The following is a 20,190-nucleotide window of genomic DNA, read 5'->3' on the forward strand; positions in this document are numbered from 1 at the left end:
AAACCGTAGGCGATGCCCCCGGATGAATCCCGGAACGAAGGAACCCCGAGCCCCAGCGAGGGGCCGTACGCCGGGGCCCAAGACCTTTGGTTACTTTGGGGCGTTTGCCAAAGTGACCCGCTGTAAGAGCGGAACCATAAGAAGCCGTTACCGCAGCAACGGATATGTACACAAGCCCAGATATACCGAGATAGACGCATCCCCTCAAAAAACGATATTTCCGAACACCCCCAAATCCCCGCTAACCTCAAACAACAACCACCTAAAAACCCACGGGCCAGACATGCAAAGACTCACCCTGAAACCACTCCTGATCACCCTCGCCCTGGCAACTACCGCACCCTTCGCAAACGCAGCAACAACCCTGGTCTACTGCTCCGAAGCCAGCCCCGCAGGCTTCGACCCCAGCCAATACACCAGCGGTACCGACTTCGACGCCTCCGCCGAAACCGTCTTCAACCGCCTCACCCAATTCAAACGCGGCGGCACCGAAGTCGAACCAGGCCTGGCAACCAACTGGGACGTAAGCCCGGACGGCCTCCAGTACACCTTCCACCTGCGCCAAAACGTAAAATTCCACACCACCGACTACTTCACCCCGACCCGAACCTTCAACGCTGACGACGTCCTGTTCACCTTCCAGCGCCTGCTCGACCCGGACAACGCCTTTCGCAAGGCCTACCCCGCCGAGTCCCCGTACTTCACCGACATGGGCCTGAACACAACAATCAAATCCGTGGAAAAACTCGACGACAACACCGTGCGCTTCAACCTGAACAACGTCGATGCCGCGTTCGTGCAAAACCTCGCCATGAGCTTCGCCTCGGTGCAATCGGCCGAATACGCCGCCCAATTGCTGAAGGAAGGCAAAGCAGCAGACCTCAACCAGAAACCGGTCGGAACCGGCCCGTTCGTGTTCAAGCGCTACCAGAAGGACGCGCAGATCCGCTACGCGGCGAACAAGGACTACTGGAAACCCGAGGACGTGAAGCTCGACAACCTGGTCTTCTCGATCACCCCGGACGCCGCCGTCCGCCTGCAAAAGCTCAAGACCGGCGAATGCCAGGTCAGCGGTTACCCGCGCCCGGCCGACATCGAAGTGATGGAAAAAGACCCGAATCTGCGGGTGTTGAAGCAGCCCGGTTTCAACCTCGGCTTCCTCGCCTACAACACCACCCATCCGCCGCTGGATCAGCTCAAAGTGCGCCAGGCACTCGATATGGCCATCGACAAACCGGCGATCATCAAGGCGGTTTACCAGAGTGCCGGACAGCTGGCGCAAAACGCCTTGCCGCCAGCGCAATGGTCGTTCGATCCGAACATAAAAGACGCGCCGCACGACCCTGTGAAAGCCAAAGCGCTACTCAAGGAAGCCGGGGTTGCACCGGGTACAACCATCAACCTCTGGGCCATGACCGTGCAGCGCGCCTCGAACCCGAATGCGCGGATGTCGGCACAGATGATCCAGCAGGATTGGGAGAAGATCGGTATCAAGGCCAACATCGTCAGCTATGAATGGGGCGAGTACATCAAGCGCGCCAAGAATGGCGAACATGACGCGATGATCTACGGCTGGACCGGTGACAACGGCGACCCGGACAACTGGCTGGGCGTGCTTTACAGCTGCGCGGCGGTGAAGGGCAGCAACTACGCCAAATGGTGCGATCCGGCCTACGACAAGCTGGTGCAACAGGCCAAGGTGTCCACCGATAAATCGCAACGGGTAAAACTGTATCAACAGGCGCAACTGATCCTTAAACAGCAGGTGCCGATCACGCCGATCGCCAACTCCACGGTGTTCCAGCCACTGCGCAAGGAAGTCAGCGACTTCAAGATCAGCCCGTTCGGTCTAACCCCCTTCTATGGCGTGGGTATAAATAAGTAACACCCGGCCCCAATCCGGCGCGCACAGCGTGACCAATGCACCGTTTTGGGGCTCCATTTGCACCGTAAAAACCGCCCGCAAACGGTCAAATGCGTCAGAAGTTATACGGATGCGACATTAAGGTACGTTCGTGCCACGCTTTGACGCCGCCGAGCGCTCTGGATCTTGCATTGGGTATGGGCCCTGCATAAGTATCCGCAGGCACGACTCACGAGGTCGTACCTCACTACTAAAAAATGACAACAAATCATGAGGCCAACATGCTTAAACACGCGGTCATTCCGTTTTTAGTCGGCGCAGGCTTGTTAGCCTCCGCACCTTTCGCCACCGCTGCGACTAACCTGGTGTTCTGCTCCGAAGGCAGCCCGGCCGGTTTCGATCCAGGCCAATACACCACCGGAACCGACTTCGACGCCTCAGCCGAAACCATGTTCAACCGTCTGACCCAGTTCGAGCGTGGCGGTACCGCCGTGATTCCTGGTCTGGCGACCAAGTGGGACATCTCGGATGACGGCCTGACTTACACCTTCCACCTGCGTGAAGGCGTCAAGTTCCACACCACCCCGTATTTCAAGCCGACTCGTGAGTTCAACGCCGACGACGTGCTGTTCACCTTCAATCGCATGATTAACAAGGATGACCCGTTCCGTAAGGCGTACCCGACCGAATTCCCGTACTTCACCGACATGGGGATGGACACCAACATCACCAAGATCGATAAAGTCGACGACCACACCGTCAAGTTCACTCTGAAAGAAGTCGACGCCGCGTTCATCCAGAACATGGCCATGAGCTTCGCGTCGATCCAGTCCGCCGAGTACGCAGCCCAGCTGCTGAAAGAAGGCAAGGCTGCCGACATCAACCAGAAGCCGATCGGCACTGGTCCGTTCGTGTTCAAGAGCTACCAGAAAGACTCCAACATCCGCTACACCGGCAACAAGGAGTACTGGAAGCCTGAAGACGTGAAGATCGACAACCTGATCTTCGCCATCACCACCGACCCGTCGGTACGTATCCAGAAGCTGAAGAAGAACGAGTGCCAGGTCACCCTGTTCCCGCGTCCGGCCGACCTCGCGGCACTGAAAGCCGATCCTGCGCTGAAGATGCCTGACCAGGCCGGCTTCAACCTGGGCTACATCGCCTACAACGTGATGGACAAGGTCAAGGGCAGCAACGAGCCTAACCCGCTGGCTGACCTGCGTGTGCGCCAAGCGCTGGACATGTCGGTCAACAAGCCACAGATCATCGACTCGGTTTACCAGGGCGCGGGCCAACTGGCCGTCAACGCCATGCCACCGACCCAGTGGTCCTACGACACCACCATCAAGGACGCCAAGTACGATCCTGAGAAAGCCAAGCAGCTGCTCAAGGAAGCCGGCGTCAAGGAAGGTACCGAGATCGTTCTGTGGGCGATGCCGGTTCAGCGTCCGTACAACCCGAACGCCAAACTGATGGCCGAAATGCTCCAGTCCGACTGGAAGAAAATCGGTCTGAACGTGAAGATTCAAAGCTACGAGTGGGGCGAGTACATCAAGCGCTCCAAGGGTGGCGAGAACCAGGGCATGCTGATTGGCTGGAGCGGTGACAATGGTGATCCGGACAACTGGCTCAACGTGCTGTTTGGTTGCGACTCGCTGAGCGGCAACAACTTCTCCAAATGGTGCGACAAGAAATTCGACGGCCTCGTGAAAGAAGCCAAGCGCACCACTGACCAGGCCAAGCGCACCGAACTCTACAAAGAGGCGCAGCACGTCCTCAAAGATGCAGTCCCTATGACACCTATCGCTCACTCGACGGTGTATCAACCCATGCGCGCCAACGTGCAGGACTTCAAGATCAGCCCATTCGGCTTGAACTCCTTCTACGGCGTCAGCGTCAGCAAATAAAAGAGGCAGCGGCGACGTTTTCAGCGTCGCCGCTGTTTTTTTTGCCGAGAAGTAAGGAATTTGCCTACAACCTTTTCCAGCCCGTCTGACCGGGATGGTTTAGGACGTGTCGCCTTTTCCTACGAGTCTTTAGGACTCAGCGCATTTACTGCCAGACCCACGGCCCCTACCGTCGGGTTCTGACCAGTGACTGCGTGGGCTTTCGGTTTTTGCTGTTCGTTTCGGTTTGAGCTCAATGCAGCTACAACGTCCCTGGACGGGATCGCGGCGCATTGAAAAACACTAAAAAAGAGGGAGCGTCATGCGCCATACCTTGGTTTTTTCCGCATTGCTGGGCGCTGGCCTGTTGGCCGCCACGTCCGCCAGTTTCGCCGCCAGCGACAGTCTGGTGTTCTGCTCCGAAGGCAGCCCGGCCGGTTTCGATACCGCGCAGTACACGACGGCGACCGATAACGACGCCGCCGAACCGCTGTACAACCGCCTGGCCGAGTTCGAAAAAGGCGCGACCGGTGTAGTACCGGGCCTCGCAACCAGCTGGGATATTTCCGAGGACGGCCTCAAGTACACCTTTCACCTGCGTGAAGGGGTGAAATTTCATACAACGCCGTACTTCAAACCTACACGCGATTTCAACGCCGACGACGTGCTGTTCACGTTTAACCGCATGCTCGATCCGCAACAGCCTTTCCGTAAGGCTTATCCGACCGAGTTCCCGTATTTCAACGGGATGAGCCTCAACAAGAACATCGCCAAGGTCGAGAAGACCGGGCCGCTGACCGTGCAGTTCACGCTCAACAGCGTCGACGCCGCGTTCATCCAGAACATCGCCATGAGCTTCGCCGCCATTCTGTCCGCCGAATACGCCGACAAGCTGCTGGCCGAAGGCAAGCCGAGCGACATCAACCAGAAGCCGATCGGCACTGGCCCGTTCGTGTTCAAGAGCTACCAGAAAGACTCGAACATTCGCTACACCGGCAACCCGCACTACTGGGATCCGAGCCGGGTGAAGCTGAAGAACCTGATTTTCGCGATCAATACTGACGCCTCGGTACGTGTGCAGAAGCTCAAGGCCGGTGAATGTCAGGTCACCCTGCACCCGCGTCCGGCCGATGTGCCGGCACTGAAGAACGACCCGAAACTGCAATTGATCGAGAAACCAGGCTTCAACCTCGGCTATATCGCCTACAACGTGCGCCACAAGCCATTCGACCAGCTCGAAGTGCGTCAGGCGCTGGACATGGCGGTGAATAAACAGGGGATTCTCAACGCTGTTTATCAAGGCGCCGGCCAACTGGCCGTCAATGCCATGCCGCCGACCCAATGGTCCTACGACGACACGATCAAGGACGCCGCCTACAACCCGGAAAAAGCCAAAGAGCTGCTCAAGGCTGCCGGCGTCAAGGAAGGCACCGAGATCACCCTGTGGGCGATGCCGGTACAACGGCCGTACAACCCGAACGCCAAACTGATGGCCGAAATGCTCCAGGCCGACTGGGCCAAGATCGGTCTGAAAGTGAAGATCGTCAGCTACGAATGGGGCGAGTACATCAAGCGCACCAAGAATGGCGAGCACGACGTCAGCCTGATCGGCTGGACCGGTGACAACGGGGATCCGGACAACTGGCTCGGCACGCTGTACAGCTGCGATGCCATCGGCGGCAACAACTACTCCATGTGGTGCGATCCGGCTTACGACAAGCTGATCAAACAGGCCAAGGTCGTCACCGACCGTGACCAGCGCACCGTGCTCTATAAACAGGCCCAGCAACTGCTCAAGCAGCAAGTGCCGATCACGCCTGTCGCCCACTCAACGGTCAACCAGCCGCTGAGCGCCAAGGTCGAAGGGTTCAAGGTGAGCCCGTTCGGTCGCAACGTGTTTTCGGGTGTCAGCATCGATTAAACAAAAAACCGATTAGCCGCAATGCTGAGGGGGCCGTCTACCCCCTCACGCAAGCGCTTTGCCGAAATTCGCCAATCAGGCCTTTTGCAAACGTTTGCGATGTGTGAATGAGTTCTAAACCAATAACCGGCCAACCCAAAAAAGCCGGCATAAAAAGAAAGTAAAGGAGCTTCACCCATGAAACTGAGCAATACCGCGATACTGGCCCTGGCCATCAGCAGCATCACCGCCACGGCTTATGCGGAAACCCAAAGCCAGGCGTTCACCCCGGTGACCGTCAACGAGAAGAGCGCCCAGGCTGAAGCCACCGGCTTTCTCGAAGGCTCCACAATCAGCGGCACGACCCGTAACTGGTACGCCAACGAACAACTGAAACGCGGCGGCAAGTTCACCTATCGCAAGGATGGTGTGGCCACCCCGACCGACCGCCGTATCAACTGGGTGCAAGGCACCATCGTCAAGTACAACTCGGGCTTCACCGAAGGCACCGTCGGTTTCAGCACCGAAGTGGCGGCGTACAACGCCATCGCGCTGGAGCGTGACCGCGAGAACCTGGCGGCCAACAACGGCGGCGCACCGGGCACCCGTCCAGGCGCGGGCAACAACCGTACCCTGACCCGTGAAGGCGGCGAAGCCCAGGGCCAGTGGAGCAAAGTCGGCCTGGCCAACGTCAAGGCGCGGATCTCCAACACCACCCTGACCGCCGGTCGCATGAACTTCAGCAGCCCGCAGGTTGATGTGATCGGCAACCGTCCGCTGCCATCGAGCTTCGAAGGTATCGCGATCCACAGCGAAGAACTGAACAACCTGTCCTTCGACCTGGCCTCGTTCGACCGCGTGTCGCCGCGTACCGAAGAAAGCCTGAGCAAATTCCGCTCCGAATACGGCGCGATCGATGCCGAAGCCGACCACGTTCACACCGGCGGCATCTCGTACCAGCCGTTCGCCAGCCTGACCACCAGCCTGTGGGGCACCCAGGCCGAAGACCTGTGGAACCAGTACTACTTCGGCGCCACCCACGTACTGGGGGACAGCTCGGTTCTGGCCCTGACCACCGGTCTGAACTACTACAAGACCGTGGACGAAGGTAAGAAAAAACTCGGTGAAATCGACAACGACACCTACTCCCTGTCGTTCGGTCTGACCCACCAGGCGCATACCCTGACCTTCTCCTACCAGGAAGTGAACGGTAACGAGTACTTCGACTACCTGCACGAAACCAACGGCATCTACCTGGCCAACTCCCTGCTGTCGGACTTCAACGGCCCGAACGAGAAATCCTTCCAGGTGGCCTACGGTCTGAACATGGCCGAATACGGCGTGCCAGGCCTGAAGTTCAACATCTACCAGGCCCGCGGCTGGGGCATCGACGGCACTCACTACAAGGGTGGCGGCTACGATGGCGTGCAGTCGATGGACGGCGAGCATCACTATGAATACGGGATCGGTGCCGCTTATGCCGTACAGAGCGGTCCTCTGAAGGCAACCACCGTTCGCGCGACCTACACCGCGCACCGCGCCAGCGAAAACCAGGCTGACGGCAGCATCAACGAGTTCCGTCTGGTGACCACCGTTCCATTCAACATCCTGTAAAACCGCCAGCCGACGGCTGACTCAGTGACGAGTCGGCCGTTCGGCTTTTTGTCTTCAACCGATTGCAGAGGGTTCTTGATGAAAATGCTTCCCCTACGTGCGGCCATCGCGGCTGCGTTGCTGAGTGTCGCTGTCGGCGTCTCGGCCAAACCCTTGGTGGTCTGCACCGAAGCCAGTCCGGAAGGCTTCGATATGGTCCAGTACACGACTGCAGTCACTGCCGACGCGGTGGCCGAAACCATCTTCAACCGTCTGGCGGACTTCAAGCCCGGTACCACCGAAGTGATTCCGGCGCTGGCCGAGTCGTGGGACATCAGCGAAGACGGCCTGACCTACACGTTCCACCTGCGCAAAGGCGTCAAGTTTCACACCACCGAATATTTCAAGCCGACCCGCGACATGAACGCCGACGACGTGGTCTGGAGTTTCCAGCGTCAGCTGGACCCGAATCACCCGTGGCACAAGCTGTCGAGCGTGGGCTTCCCGTACTTTGAAAGCATGGGCTTCAAGGAACTGCTCAAAAGCGTCGAGAAAGTCGACGACAACACCGTCAAGTTCACCCTGACCCGCCGCGAAGCGCCGTTCCTGGCCGACATCGCCATGGCGTTCTCCTCGATCTATTCGGCCGAGTACGCCGACCAGTTGCTCAAGGCCAACAAGACCGGCGACCTGAACAACAAACCGGTCGGCACCGGGCCGTTCATCTTCCAGCGCTATAACAAGGACGCCCAGGTACGCTTCAAGGCCAACCCGGACTATTTCCGTGGCAAGCCGCCGGCTGACGCGCTGATCCTGGCGATCGCCACCGACAACAACGTGCGCTTGCAGAAACTCAAGGCCAACGAGTGCCAGATCGCGCTGTACCCGAAACCGGATGACATCCCCAGCATCAAGAAAGACAGCAACCTGAAAGTCGATGAACTGGATGCGATGACCGTCTCGTACGTCGCCATGAACACCCAGCACAAGTACATCAGCGACGTGCGGGTGCGTAAGGCGATCGACATCGCCTTCGACAAGGAAGCCTACGTCAACGCCCTGTTCGGCAAGGGCAACGCGACCGTTGCGGTCAATCCGTACCCGCCGACCCTGCTGGGCTACAACCACGAGCTGAAAAACCCGCCACGTGACCTCGACAAGGCCCGTGCCCTGCTCAAGGAAGCCGGAGTACCGGAAGGCACCACGTTCACCCTGTTCACCCGCAACGGTGGCGGCCCGACCAACCCGAACCCGATGCTCGGCGCGCAGATGATGCAGGCTGACCTGGCGAAAGTCGGGATCAAGATCGACATCCGCGTGATGGAATGGGGCGAGATGCTCAAACGCGCCAAGGCCGGCGAGCACGACATGGTCTCGGCCGGATGGGCGGGCGACAACGGCGACCCGGATAACTTCCTGACGCCTATGCTCAGTTGCGAAGCGGCCAAGAACGGCGAAAACTACGCGCGCTGGTGCAACGAGAAATTCCAGGCCCTGCTCGACGAAGCACGGGCTAAAGTAGATCCGGCCGAACGCGCCAGGCTGTATGAACAGGCTCAAGTGCTGTTCAATCAGGATCAGCCGTGGATCAGCATGGCCCACACCCGCATGTTCACCGCAATGCGCAACAACGTAGAGGGTTATCACATCAGCCCTCTGACAACCAATAACTTCGCCACCACCCAGGTGAAGTAGATAAGAAAACTCCCGGTTTCCCTGACCCCAGGGAAACCGGGCACGCCTAACCGGCTGATGAGGTACCACACACGATGTTTAGTTTTATTGCCCGCCGACTGGGGTTGTTGATCCCCACGTTTTTCGGCATCACCTTGCTGACTTTCGCGTTGATTCGCATGATTCCCGGCGACCCCGTGGAAGTGATGATGGGCGAACGTCGGGTCGACCCCGAAATGCACGCTCAGGCAATGGAACGCCTCGGTCTGAACAAACCGCTGTACGCCCAGTACCTGGACTACATCGGCAAACTGGCCCACGGCGACCTCGGCGAATCCCTGCGCACCCGTGAGAGCGTATGGACCGAGTTCACCTCCCTCTTCCCGGCGACCCTGGAACTGTCCATGGCCGCCCTGCTGTTCGCCGGCATCCTGGGCCTCTTGGCCGGGGTGATCGCGGCCCTCAAGCGAGGATCCCTGTTCGACCACGGGGTGATGGGCATCTCCCTCGCGGGCTACTCGATGCCGATTTTCTGGTGGGGCCTGATCCTCATCATGTTCTTCTCGGTGAGCCTGGGCTGGACCCCGGTGTCCGGGCGGATCGACCTGCTCTACGACATCGAGCCGCGCACCGGTTTCATGCTGATCGACACTCTGCTGGCCGATGACATGGGCGCGTTCCTCGATGCCCTGCACCACCTGATCCTGCCGGCCATCGTGCTGGGCACCATTCCGCTGGCGGTGATCGCGCGGATGACCCGTTCGTCGATGCTCGAAGTGCTGCGTGAAGACTACATCCGTACCGCCAGGGCCAAAGGCCTGTCGCCGTCGCGCGTGGTGTTCGTCCACGGCCTGCGCAACGCGCTGATTCCGGTGCTGACCGTGGTCGGCCTGCAGGTCGGCACCCTGCTGGCCGGTGCGGTCCTGACCGAAACCATCTTCTCCTGGCCCGGCATCGGTAAATGGCTGATCGAAGCCATCGGCGCCCGGGACTACCCGGTTGTGCAAAACGGCATCCTGTTAATCGCCTGCCTGGTGATTCTGGTCAACTTCGTGGTGGACATCCTCTACGGCTTTGCCAACCCACGCATCCGTCATCAGCGCTGAGGTCAATACCCATGAGCACTCCAACTTCCTCAGTAGTCACCGCCGCCACCGCCGTGGATCAAAGTCTGCTGTACCCGTCACCGTACAAAGAGTTCTGGCAGGCCTTTGCCAAGAACAAGGGCGCCGTCGCCGGCCTGCTGTTCATGCTGCTGGTGATTTTCTGCGCGATCTTCGCGCCGTGGGTCGCCCCGCATAACCCGAGCGAACAATACCGCGACTTCCTGCTGACGCCGCCGGCGTGGCTCGAAGGCGGGCAGATGCAATTCCTGCTCGGCACCGATGAACTGGGTCGCGACCTGCTGTCGCGTCTGATCCAGGGTTCGCGCCTGTCGCTGCTGATCGGTCTGTCGTCGGTGGTGATGTCGCTGATCCCGGGGATCCTGCTGGGTCTGTTCGCCGGTTTCTTCCCGAAAGTGGTCGGCCCGACCATCATGCGTCTGATGGACATCATGCTGGCCCTGCCATCGCTGCTGCTGGCCGTGGCGATCGTCGCCATCCTCGGCCCTGGCCTGATCAACACCGTGATCGCGATTGCCGTGGTGTCCTTGCCGTCCTACGTACGTCTGACCCGTGCCGCCGTGATGGGTGAGCTGAACCGCGACTACGTGACCGCCGCGCGCCTGGCCGGTGCCGGTCTGCCACGCCTGATGTTCATCACCGTGCTGCCGAACTGCATGGCACCGCTGATCGTTCAGGCGACCCTGAGCTTCTCCTCGGCGATCCTCGATGCCGCCGCCCTGGGCTTCCTCGGCCTCGGCGTCCAGCCGCCAACCCCTGAGTGGGGCACCATGCTGGCTTCGGCCCGCGACTACATCGAACGCGCCTGGTGGGTGGTGAGTCTGCCTGGTTTGACCATTTTGCTCAGCGTGCTGGCAATCAACTTGATGGGCGACGGCCTGCGCGATGCGCTGGACCCGAAACTCAAGAACGCCGCCTGAGGAGATTCCCATGTCACTGTTAGAAATCAAGAATCTCAACGTTCGCTTCGGCGACAAGAACGCCACCCCGGTCGTCGACGGCCTCGACCTGAAAGTCGACAAGGGCGAAGTCCTGGCGATCGTGGGCGAGTCGGGTTCCGGCAAGTCCGTGACCATGATGGCGCTGATGGGCCTGATCGAGCACCCGGGGATCGTCACCGCCGACGCCCTGAGCTTCGACGGCAAGAACATGCTCAAGCTGAACAACCGTCAGCGTCGGCAGATCGTCGGCAAAGACCTGGCGATGGTGTTCCAGGACCCGATGACCGCGCTGAACCCGAGCTACACCGTGGGTTTCCAGATCGAAGAAGTGCTGCGCCTGCACCTGAAAATGTCCGGCAAGCAAGCGCGCAAGCGTGCGATCGAACTGCTGGAAAAAGTCGAGATCCCGGGCGCCGCCAGCCGTATGGACGCCTACCCGCACCAAATGTCCGGCGGCATGAGCCAGCGCGTGGCGATTGCCATGGCGATTGCCGGCGAGCCGAAACTGCTGATCGCCGACGAGCCGACTACTGCACTCGACGTAACGATTCAGGCGCAGATCATGGATCTACTTCTGGCGTTGCAGAAAGAGCAGAACATGGGCCTGGTGCTGATCACCCACGACCTCGCCGTGGTGGCCGAAACCGCCCAGCGCGTGTGCGTGATGTACGCCGGCCAGGCCGTTGAAGTCGGGCAGGTGCCGCAACTGTTCGACATCCCGGCCCACCCGTACAGCGAAGCGCTGCTCAAGGCGATTCCGGAACACAGCCAGGGTGCCGAGCGTCTGGCGACGCTGCCGGGAATCGTTCCCGGCCGTTATGACCGCCCGCAAGGCTGCCTGCTGTCGCCGCGCTGCCCGTACGTGCAGGACAGCTGCCGCGCGCAACGTCCGACCCTTGACCCGAAAAGCCACAGCCTCGCCCGCTGCTTCTATCCGCTGAACCAGGAGGTGGCGTAATGGCCGTCGTACTTACCGCCCGCGACCTGACCCGTCACTACGAAGTCTCCCGTGGCCTGTTCAAGGGTCACGCCACCGTGCGCGCCCTCAACGGCGTGTCGTTCGAGCTGGAAGCGGGCAAGACCCTCGCCGTCGTCGGTGAATCGGGCTGCGGCAAATCCACCCTCGCCCGCGCCCTGACCCTGATCGAGGAGCCGTCATCCGGCTCCCTGAAAATCGCAGGGCAAGAAGTGGCCGGCGCCGACAAGGCTCAGCGCAAGCAACTGCGCAAAGACGTGCAGATGGTGTTCCAGAGCCCGTACGCATCGTTGAACCCACGGCAGAAAATCGGTGATCAGCTGGCCGAGCCGCTGCTGATCAACACCAACCTGTCGGCCGCCGAACGTCGCGAGAAAGTCCAGGCGATGATGAAGCAGGTCGGCTTGCGTCCCGAGCACTACCAGCGTTATCCGCACATGTTCTCCGGCGGTCAGCGTCAGCGTATCGCGCTGGCCCGCGCCATGATGCTGCAACCGAAAGTGCTGGTGGCGGACGAACCGACCTCGGCGCTGGACGTGTCGATCCAGGCGCAGGTGCTGAACCTGTTCATGGACATGCAGCAGGAGTTCAACACCGGCTACGTGTTCATCTCGCACAACCTGGCGGTGGTGCAGCACGTGGCCGATGACGTGATGGTGATGTACCTCGGTCGCCCGGTGGAAATCGGTCCGAAGCACGACATCTATGCCCGCCCTCTGCACCCGTACACCCAGGCGCTGTTGTCGGCGACCCCAACCATCCATCCGGATCCGGACAAGCCGAAAATCAAGATCGTCGGCGAGTTGCCCAACCCGCTGAACCCGCCGCCTGGCTGCGCGTTCCACAAGCGCTGCCCATACGCCACCGCGCGTTGCAGCAGCGAAGAGCCGGCCCTGCGCCAGCTCGACACGCGTCAGGTCGCGTGCCACTACGCCGAGCAGTTCCTCGACGGCGCGGCCTGAAAAAAACCGCCCCGTTTCCCGGGGCGGGTTGTTGATGAGTTGACCCAACCCCTTCTGCCTCGATTGCGCATCAGTCGAGAAAGAAGGGGTTTTCTTTTGTCCGGAATCTACGTCTGGCTGTCGCCCTCATCCGGATCATCGGAGTCAGGCTCGTCGGTGGTCGAGTCGTCATCGTCGGCGCTGCCACCCTGGCCCTGATCGCCCGGCTCGGACTCGGACTTGGCCAGCATCAGCGCGCTGTGCCCCACCTGCCCGCTGGACGCCTGGGTATCGTGATCCTCGCACTCGGCCCAGGCCGTCGCGGTGCCGAGGGACAGCATCACCATCACTTTCAACAGCAGCAAAATCCGTAGCAACCTGCTTTTCATAGCCGAGTCCATCCTGTTCCAGGTGAGAAATTCATGCTGACCTGACGCTGATTGAAATCTAGTTCCGATCCGCCGGGTTCACCAGATAGGACGCTGACCAATGCCCGGAAATGCCATGCGTGGACAGACCGCTTTCGAATAACGCTCATAACCGGATCGGCTAAGCGTCTGCACCTTGTGTGACTCGACTGCGGGTTGCCTGATAAATCAGCGGCACTGAAAGCAAGGCCAGCACGGCACTCGCCAGCCAGACACTGTGACCGCCGAACTGGCCATAGAGCTGCCCACCCAGCACCGGCGACAGCAGCGAACTCGCACTCCAGGCCATGAAAAACAGACCAAAATAGCGACCGCTTTTTCCGGTTTGCGCATGCTGCATCACCAGCACGTTCAACGGTGGCATGAACAACGCCTCCCCCAGCGTCCAGATCACGGTCGAGAGGCAGGCATAAAACAACCCGGAACCCAGCGGCAACATGCCGAGCCCGACCGCCAGCAGCATACAACCGGCGATCAACGGCCGGCGCGCGCCCCAGCGTTCCCCCCAGTGCGACATGGGAATCTGCAGCGCCACCACCAGAATCGCATTGATCGCGAACTGCCAGCCGATGGCCTCGGTGCTCAAACGGTAATAGTCGCGAAGATAGTTGCCCAAGGTGCTGTAGACCGTGTCGAACGCCATGCCAAGAAGGACGGTCGCCGCCAGCAGCCAGAGGAAGGGTTTGTCGCGATAGGGAAGGTCCGAACTCGATTGCGCCTGTGGCGCCTCGTCAGCGATCAGCACCGGCCGGCGCCAGGTCGTGCGGACAAACCAGAGCAACGCCAGCAGCGTGAGCCCGGCGCTGATGAAAAACACCCAGCGAAAATCCACCTGTGCCAGAACACCGCCCGCCACACCGGCAGCGGCCATCCCGAGGTTCCGGGCAATGCGACTCAAGGCCTGCGCCCGTGGGCGATGCGCAACCTCGCAATACTCCATGATCAGTCGCTGATGCAGGGTGCGGATCGCCCCATCGAGAGTGCCGCTGAGCAACAGCAACCCGGCCAGGAATGGCACTTGCGTGACCAGCCCCAGCAAGACCAGAACCCAAGCAGAGACAAAGAACAGCGCCGCCGTCAGTCGCGCCGTGCGGACGTGGTCACTGAGCCATCCGCCGAGCATCGAGCCGATCAGCAGACCTCCGCCATACGCCGACAGCAGCCAGCCGACCGTTTCGATCGCCAGCCCCAACTCTTGCCGCAAGTACAACGCCATGAACAGCTTGACCATGCTGCTCAGGCGATTGATGAACAGCAGCGCCGCCAGCACCCAGGCCATCAGGCTGAAATAGCCGTTGGGCCGAAGCAGATGAGCGAGCCTCCCTGTCATTCGATTGCTCCCTTGGTGATCGGACCAGACGCCTGCGCCCGACTTGAATGAGTTCGCATACTTGATCAACACGCAAAAAAAAGCCCACTGTTTTATCAGTGGGCTTTCGGGTGTCGCCAATCAGCGCTTAGTGATGCTCGCGCGTCGCACGGAATTTCACGTCCGGCCAGCGCTCTTCCATCAGGGCCAGGTTGACCCGCGTCGGCGCGAGGTAGGTCAGGTGACCGCCGCCGTCCAGTGCCAGGTTTTCCACCGCCTTGTTGGAGAATTCCTCGAGCTTCTTCTTGTCGCTGCATTCGATCCAGCGCGCGGAGTACACGGTGATCGGCTCGTAGGAGCACTCGACCTTGTATTCCTCTTTCAGGCGGCTGGCGACCACATCGAACTGCAGCACGCCGACGGCGCCGAGGATGATGTCGTTGCTGCGCTCCGGGAAGAACACCTGGGTCGCGCCTTCTTCGGCCAACTGTTGCAGGCCCTGGCGCAGTTGCTTGGATTTCAGCGGATCGCGCAGGCGTACGCGGCGGAACAGTTCCGGGGCGAAGTGCGGGATACCGGTGAAGCCCAGGGTTTCGCCTTCGCTGAAGGTGTCGCCGATCTGGATCGTGCCGTGGTTGTGCAGACCGATGATGTCGCCGGCATACGCCTCTTCCAACTGTTCACGCTCGGAGGAGAAGAACGTCAGGGCGTCGCCGATGCGCACGTCCTTGCCGGTACGCACGTGGCGCATTTTCATGCCTTTCTCGTACTTGCCGGAGCAGATACGCATGAAGGCGATGCGGTCGCGGTGTTTCGGGTCCATGTTCGCCTGGATCTTGAAGATGAAGCCCGAGAACTTCTCTTCCACCGGCTCCACGGTGCGCTCGTTGGCCACACGTGGCAGCGGACGCGGCGCCCAGTCGACCACAGCGTCGAGGACATGGTCGACCCCGAAGTTGCCCAATGCAGTACCGAAGAACACCGGGGTCAGTTGACCGTCGAGGAACTCCTGCTGGTTGAACTCGTGACAGGCGCCCTGCACCAGTTCCAGCTGTTCGAGGAAACGCTCGTACTCGTCGCCCAGGTGAGCGCGGGCCTCGTCGGAATCAAGCTTCTCGATGATCTTGGTTTCGGTGCGTTCATGACCGTGACCGGCGGTGTAGACAATGATGTAGTCGTCGGCCAGGTGGTACACGCCCTTGAAGTCGCGGTAGCAACCGATCGGCCAGGTGATCGGCGCGGCCTTGATCTTCAGGACGGCTTCGATTTCGTCGAGCAGTTCGATCGGGTCGCGGATGTCACGGTCGAGTTTGTTGATGAAGCTGACGATCGGCGTGTCACGCAGACGGCAGACGTCCATCAGCGCGATGGTACGTGGCTCTACACCTTTACCGCCGTCGAGAACCATCAATGCCGAGTCCACCGCAGTCAGGGTGCGGTAGGTGTCTTCGGAGAAGTCTTCGTGGCCCGGGGTGTCGAGCAGGTTGATCATGTGTTCGCGATACGGGAACTGCATGACCGACGTGGTGATCGAGATGCCCCGCTGCTTTTCCATCTCCATCCAGTCGGATGTCGCGTGGCGGTCGGATTTACGGGATTTCACCGTACCGGCCACGGCAATCGCCTTGCCCATCAGCAGGAGCTTTTCGGTGATGGTGGTTTTACCGGCATCGGGGTGGGAAATAATGGCGAAAGTGCGGCGTTTCGCGACTTCGGCGGCCTGTCTGGTCATGGGAAATCGCCTGGCGGTGATTCAAAAAAGGGCGGCGATTATAGCCCAACTCGATTCAATAACCGAACCGTTGAGCACATTAAGGGTGGCCAAATGCTGCCTCGGATGGGAACCTTTTAAAGCACGGAGACGTCCATCCCCTGTTACGACAATTCGTCAGGGGCTGAAAAATCAGCAAGTTAGCCTGACGAGGCTGCGCTCATGGCTCGCTTTCAGACCGCTTTTGCCGGGCTGAAAAAAAGCTGCTTCTCGCGAACGACTCTCCCGGCAGCCAAGGCTTGGCATGCCACACGGGACTGCGTTCGCCGACTAAAAAAAGGAGTCCGCCTGTGGCTATCCGCTATGGCAAAGGGCTGATGGGAGGTGCGGTGGTGATCGCGCTCCTGGCCCTGCTGGTCCACTGGATCGGCATCAACACGATCGAACACTACCGCGACGATTTGTTGTTTTACCTGCAAGCTCATCTGATTCTCGTCCTCGCCTCAATGCTGGCCGCCCTTGTCGTGGGCCTCCCCGCCGGTATCTTCCTGAGCCGCCCGACCATGGTCGGCCGCGCTGAACGCTTCATGCAGATCTTCAACATCGGCAACACCGTGCCGCCGCTGGCCGTGCTGGCGATTGCCCTGGGGATTCTCGGCATCGGCAGCGGTCCGGCGATCTTCGCTTTGTTCCTCGCCTCGCTGTTGCCGATTGTGCGCAACACCTATGAAGGCCTGAAAAACGTCCAGGGCTCGCTGAAAGAGGCCGCTGTCGGCATCGGCATGACCCCGCGCCAGGTGCTGTGGAAAGTCGAGTTGCCCAACGCCGTGCCGATCATCGTCGGCGGTGTGCGGGTGGCGCTGGCGATTAACGTCGGTACCGCGCCGCTGGCCTTCCTGATCGGGGCCAACAGCCTCGGCAGCCTGATCTTCCCCGGCATCGCCCTGAACAATCAGCCGCAACTGCTGCTCGGTGCCGCGTGCACTGCGCTGCTGGCCCTGCTGCTCGATGGCGTGGTCACGCTCGCCAGCCGTCTCTGGCTGGAACGTGGTTTGCGCCCGTCTTGAGGCTTTGCGAAGGAATATTTATGAAAAGACTTAGTTTGATTCTGGGCTGCGTGCTGCTCTTCGCAGGTATCGCCCAAGCCGCCGACAAACCGGTGATTCGCCTTGGTGCCCGGGTGTTCACCGAGCAAACCCTGCTTGCGGAAATCACCGCGCAATACCTGCGCAGCAAAGGCTACGACGCGCAGATCACCGGCGGTCTGGGCAGTAACCTGGCCCGCAGCGCCCACGAAACCGGGCAACTGGACATGCTCTGGGAATACACCGGTGTGTCGCTGGTGGCCTACAACCATGTCACCGAGAAACTCGACAGCGCACAGTCCTACGCCCGTGTGAAAGAACTCGACGCGAAAAAAGGCCTGGTCTGGCTGACACCGTCGAAATTCAGCAACACCTACGCCCTCGCCCTGCCGAAAACCGTGGCCGAGGAATACCCGCAGATCAGCAACATCAGTCAGTTGAACGACGTGCTGAAGGCTGAAGCCAAGACCAATCACCTGGTGGCGCTGGACACCGAGTTCGCCAACCGCTCCGACGGTCTGGACGGCATGGTCAAGCTCTACGACATGAACCTGACCCGCAAGAACATCCGGCAGATGGACGCGGGGCTGGTCTACACCGCGCTGCGTAACGGCCAGGTGTTCGCCGGTCTGGTCTACACCACCGACGGTCGCCTCAACGCCTTCGGCCTGAAGCTTTTGGAAGACGACAAGCATTACTTCCCGGACTACACCGCTGCGCCGGTCGTGCGTCAGGCCTACCTCGACGCCCACCCGCAACTGGCGGAGCAACTCAAGCCGCTGGCCGAGCTGTTCGACGACGAAACCATGCGCCAGCTCAACGCGCGGGTCGATGTCGATCACGAAAGCCCGTCGAAAGTCGCTGCCGATTTCCTGCGCCAGCATCCACTGAATTAAAGGAGGAAAAGTCATGGAATTCCTGAACGCCTTTTCCCACCTCGACTGGCAGCAGGTGATGCACCTGACCTGGCAGCACATCACGCTGGTCGGCATCGCCGTCAGCCTGGCAATCCTCATCGGCGTGCCGCTGGGCATCCTGATGACACGCTTCCCGAGCCTCGCCGGCCCCTTGCAGGCCAGCGCCACGGTGCTGCTGACCGTGCCGTCGATTGCGCTGTTCGGCCTGCTGCTGCCGTTCTACTCGAAGTTCGGTCAGGGCCTCGGCCCGATGCCGGCGATCACTGCGGTGTTCCTTTATTCACTGTTGCCGATCATGCGCAACACCTACCTCGCCCTGACCGGCGTCGAACCGGGCATTCGAGAAGCCGCACGCGGCATCGGCATGACCTTCGGCCAGCGCTTGCGCATGGTCGAGTTGCCGATCGCCGTGCCGGTGATCCTCGCCGGCGTACGCACCGCCGTGGTGATGAACATCGGCGTGATGACCATCGCCGCGACCATCGGCGCCGGCGGCCTCGGCGTGCTGATCCTTGCCTCCATCAGCCGCAGTGACATGTCGATGCTCATCGTCGGCGCGCTGCTGGTCAGTCTTCTGGCGATTTTCGCCGACCTCATTTTGCAGTGGCTGCAACGTTCGCTGACTCCAAAAGGACTCCTCAAATGATCGAACTTCAAAACCTCAGCAAGACCTTTCAAAGCAACGGCAAAGATGTGAAAGCCGTGGACTCGGTAAGCCTGACCGTCAATGAAGGCGAAATCTGTGTGTTCCTCGGGCCATCGGGCTGCGGCAAAAGCACCACGCTGAAAATGATCAACCGCCTGATCAAACCGACCTCGGGCAAGATCCTGATCAACGGCGAAGACACCACCGACCTCGACGAGGTGACGTTGCGCCGCAACATCGGCTACGTGATCCAGCAGATCGGTCTGTTCCCGAACATGACCATCGAAGAGAACATCGTCGTCGTGCCGAAACTGCTCGGCTGGGACAAACAGAAATGCCATGACCGCGCCCGCGAACTGATGAGCATGATCAAGCTTGAACCCAAGCAGTATCTGCATCGCTACCCGCGCGAACTGTCCGGCGGCCAGCAGCAACGGATCGGCGTGATCCGTGCGCTGGCGGCGGATGCACCGCTGCTGCTGATGGACGAACCGTTCGGCGCGGTGGACCCGATCAACCGCGAGATGATCCAGAACGAGTTCTTCGAGATGCAACGCGCACTGAACAAGACCGTGATCATGGTCAGCCATGACATCGACGAAGCGATCAAGCTCGGCGACAAGATCGCGATCTTCCGCGCCGGCAAGCTGTTGCAGATCGACCATCCGGACACCCTGCTCGCTCATCCGGCGGACGATTTCGTGAGCAACTTCGTCGGTCAGGACAGCACCCTCAAACGTCTGCTGCTGGTGAAAGCCGAAGACGCGGCGGACAACGCGCCGTCGGTGAGCCCGGAAACCCCGGTGACCGACGCGCTGGAGTTGATGGACGAACATGACCGTCGCTATGTCGTCGTCACTGACGCTGAGAACAAGGCACTGGGTTATGTGCGCCGTCGTGACCTGCACCGTCAGACCGGCACCTGTGCGCAGTTCCTGCGCGAGTTCAACGCCACGGCTGCCTACGACGAGCATTTGCGCATCCTGTTGTCGCGCATGTACGAGTTCAATCGCTCATGGCTGCCAGTGATGGATGCCGAGCGGGTGTTCCTTGGCGAGGTGACTCAGGAGTCAATTGCCGAGTATCTGAGTTCGGGTAAATCCCGAGGGGGCAAGACCAGCATCGTGTCGCCGGCGGAAGTTGCGTTGACGTGAAGAACGGTCTGTAAAAAAGGGCGGTGCTTGTGGATAAGCAC

16 protein-coding genes are annotated in these 20,190 nt (G+C 60.3%); 13 read left to right on the forward strand and 3 right to left on the reverse strand.

Annotation, left to right across the window (positions count from 1 at the left end; genetic code table 11):
- Positions 1–283 precede the first annotated feature (283 nt).
- The 9 genes from ACTJK9_RS17125 to ACTJK9_RS17165 all read left to right on the forward strand — a co-directional run bounded on the left by ACTJK9_RS17125 (position 284) and on the right by ACTJK9_RS17165 (position 12,920).
- Positions 284–1,885: an ABC transporter substrate-binding protein gene (locus ACTJK9_RS17125; protein ID WP_440815022.1), complete on the forward strand. Its 1,602-nt coding sequence runs from the start codon at positions 284–286 to the stop codon at positions 1,883–1,885.
- Between the two features lie 260 nt (positions 1,886–2,145).
- Complete coding sequence (locus tag ACTJK9_RS17130) at positions 2,146–3,771, forward strand: ABC transporter substrate-binding protein (RefSeq protein ID WP_064593358.1); 1,626 nt, start codon at positions 2,146–2,148, stop codon at positions 3,769–3,771.
- Between the two features lie 301 nt (positions 3,772–4,072).
- Positions 4,073–5,671: an ABC transporter substrate-binding protein gene (locus tag ACTJK9_RS17135; protein WP_074691859.1), complete on the forward strand. Its 1,599-nt coding sequence runs from the start codon at positions 4,073–4,075 to the stop codon at positions 5,669–5,671.
- A 177-nt stretch (positions 5,672–5,848) separates the two neighbouring features.
- On the forward strand, positions 5,849–7,264 hold the full coding sequence (locus tag ACTJK9_RS17140; protein WP_085611315.1) for an OprD family porin: 1,416 nt from the start codon (positions 5,849–5,851) through the stop codon (positions 7,262–7,264).
- 78 nt (positions 7,265–7,342) lie between these two features.
- Entirely contained in the window at positions 7,343–8,938 is a 1,596-nt protein-coding gene (locus tag ACTJK9_RS17145) for an ABC transporter substrate-binding protein (RefSeq protein WP_440815026.1), read from the forward strand.
- A gap of 74 nt (positions 8,939–9,012) precedes the next feature.
- Positions 9,013–10,023, forward strand: a complete 1,011-nt coding sequence (locus ACTJK9_RS17150) for an ABC transporter permease subunit (protein ID WP_047597886.1) — start codon at positions 9,013–9,015, stop codon at positions 10,021–10,023.
- 11 nt (positions 10,024–10,034) lie between these two features.
- Positions 10,035–10,961, forward strand: coding sequence for an ABC transporter permease subunit (locus ACTJK9_RS17155; protein WP_039769224.1), 927 nt, complete (start codon positions 10,035–10,037; stop codon positions 10,959–10,961).
- 10 nt (positions 10,962–10,971) lie between these two features.
- On the forward strand, positions 10,972–11,940 hold the full coding sequence (locus tag ACTJK9_RS17160) for an ABC transporter ATP-binding protein (protein WP_440815029.1): 969 nt from the start codon (positions 10,972–10,974) through the stop codon (positions 11,938–11,940).
- Positions 11,940–12,920: a peptide ABC transporter ATP-binding protein gene (locus ACTJK9_RS17165; RefSeq protein WP_007953682.1), complete on the forward strand. Its 981-nt coding sequence runs from the start codon at positions 11,940–11,942 to the stop codon at positions 12,918–12,920. Before ACTJK9_RS17160 ends, ACTJK9_RS17165 begins: the two co-directional genes overlap by 1 nt.
- A 107-nt stretch (positions 12,921–13,027) precedes the next feature.
- Here the strand turns inward: ACTJK9_RS17165 and ACTJK9_RS17170 are convergent, their stop codons facing one another.
- The 3 genes from ACTJK9_RS17170 to ACTJK9_RS17180 all read right to left on the reverse strand — a co-directional run bounded on the left by ACTJK9_RS17170 (position 13,028) and on the right by ACTJK9_RS17180 (position 16,368).
- Positions 13,028–13,288, reverse strand: a complete 261-nt coding sequence (locus ACTJK9_RS17170) for a hypothetical protein (protein WP_064593354.1) — start codon at positions 13,286–13,288, stop codon at positions 13,028–13,030.
- 160 nt (positions 13,289–13,448) lie between these two features.
- On the reverse strand, positions 13,449–14,657 hold the full coding sequence (locus tag ACTJK9_RS17175) for an MFS transporter (protein ID WP_440815031.1): 1,209 nt from the start codon (positions 14,655–14,657) through the stop codon (positions 13,449–13,451).
- 127 nt (positions 14,658–14,784) lie between these two features.
- On the reverse strand, positions 14,785–16,368 hold the full coding sequence (locus tag ACTJK9_RS17180) for a peptide chain release factor 3 (protein ID WP_011332431.1): 1,584 nt from the start codon (positions 16,366–16,368) through the stop codon (positions 14,785–14,787).
- Between the two features lie 356 nt (positions 16,369–16,724).
- Here ACTJK9_RS17180 and ACTJK9_RS17185 point away from each other — a divergent pair, with 356 nt between their 5' ends.
- From ACTJK9_RS17185 to ACTJK9_RS17200, 4 genes are read left to right on the forward strand one after another with little or no spacing between them, the layout of a single operon-like run.
- On the forward strand, positions 16,725–17,414 hold the full coding sequence (locus ACTJK9_RS17185; protein WP_172829515.1) for an ABC transporter permease: 690 nt from the start codon (positions 16,725–16,727) through the stop codon (positions 17,412–17,414).
- 20 nt (positions 17,415–17,434) lie between these two features.
- Positions 17,435–18,328, forward strand: a complete 894-nt coding sequence (locus ACTJK9_RS17190) for a glycine betaine ABC transporter substrate-binding protein (RefSeq protein WP_440815033.1) — start codon at positions 17,435–17,437, stop codon at positions 18,326–18,328.
- 13 nt (positions 18,329–18,341) lie between these two features.
- Complete coding sequence (locus ACTJK9_RS17195) at positions 18,342–18,995, forward strand: ABC transporter permease (RefSeq protein ID WP_007953690.1); 654 nt, start codon at positions 18,342–18,344, stop codon at positions 18,993–18,995.
- Entirely contained in the window at positions 18,992–20,149 is a 1,158-nt protein-coding gene (locus tag ACTJK9_RS17200) for an osmoprotectant ABC transporter ATP-binding protein OsmV (protein ID WP_085611311.1), read from the forward strand. Before ACTJK9_RS17195 ends, ACTJK9_RS17200 begins: the two co-directional genes overlap by 4 nt.
- The last annotated feature ends 41 nt before the right edge of the window (positions 20,150–20,190 follow it).

The organism is Pseudomonas sp. 22082, assembly GCF_052046055.1.
In the GTDB taxonomy this organism is placed as follows: Bacteria; Pseudomonadota; Gammaproteobacteria; order Pseudomonadales; family Pseudomonadaceae; genus Aquipseudomonas; species Aquipseudomonas pharyngis.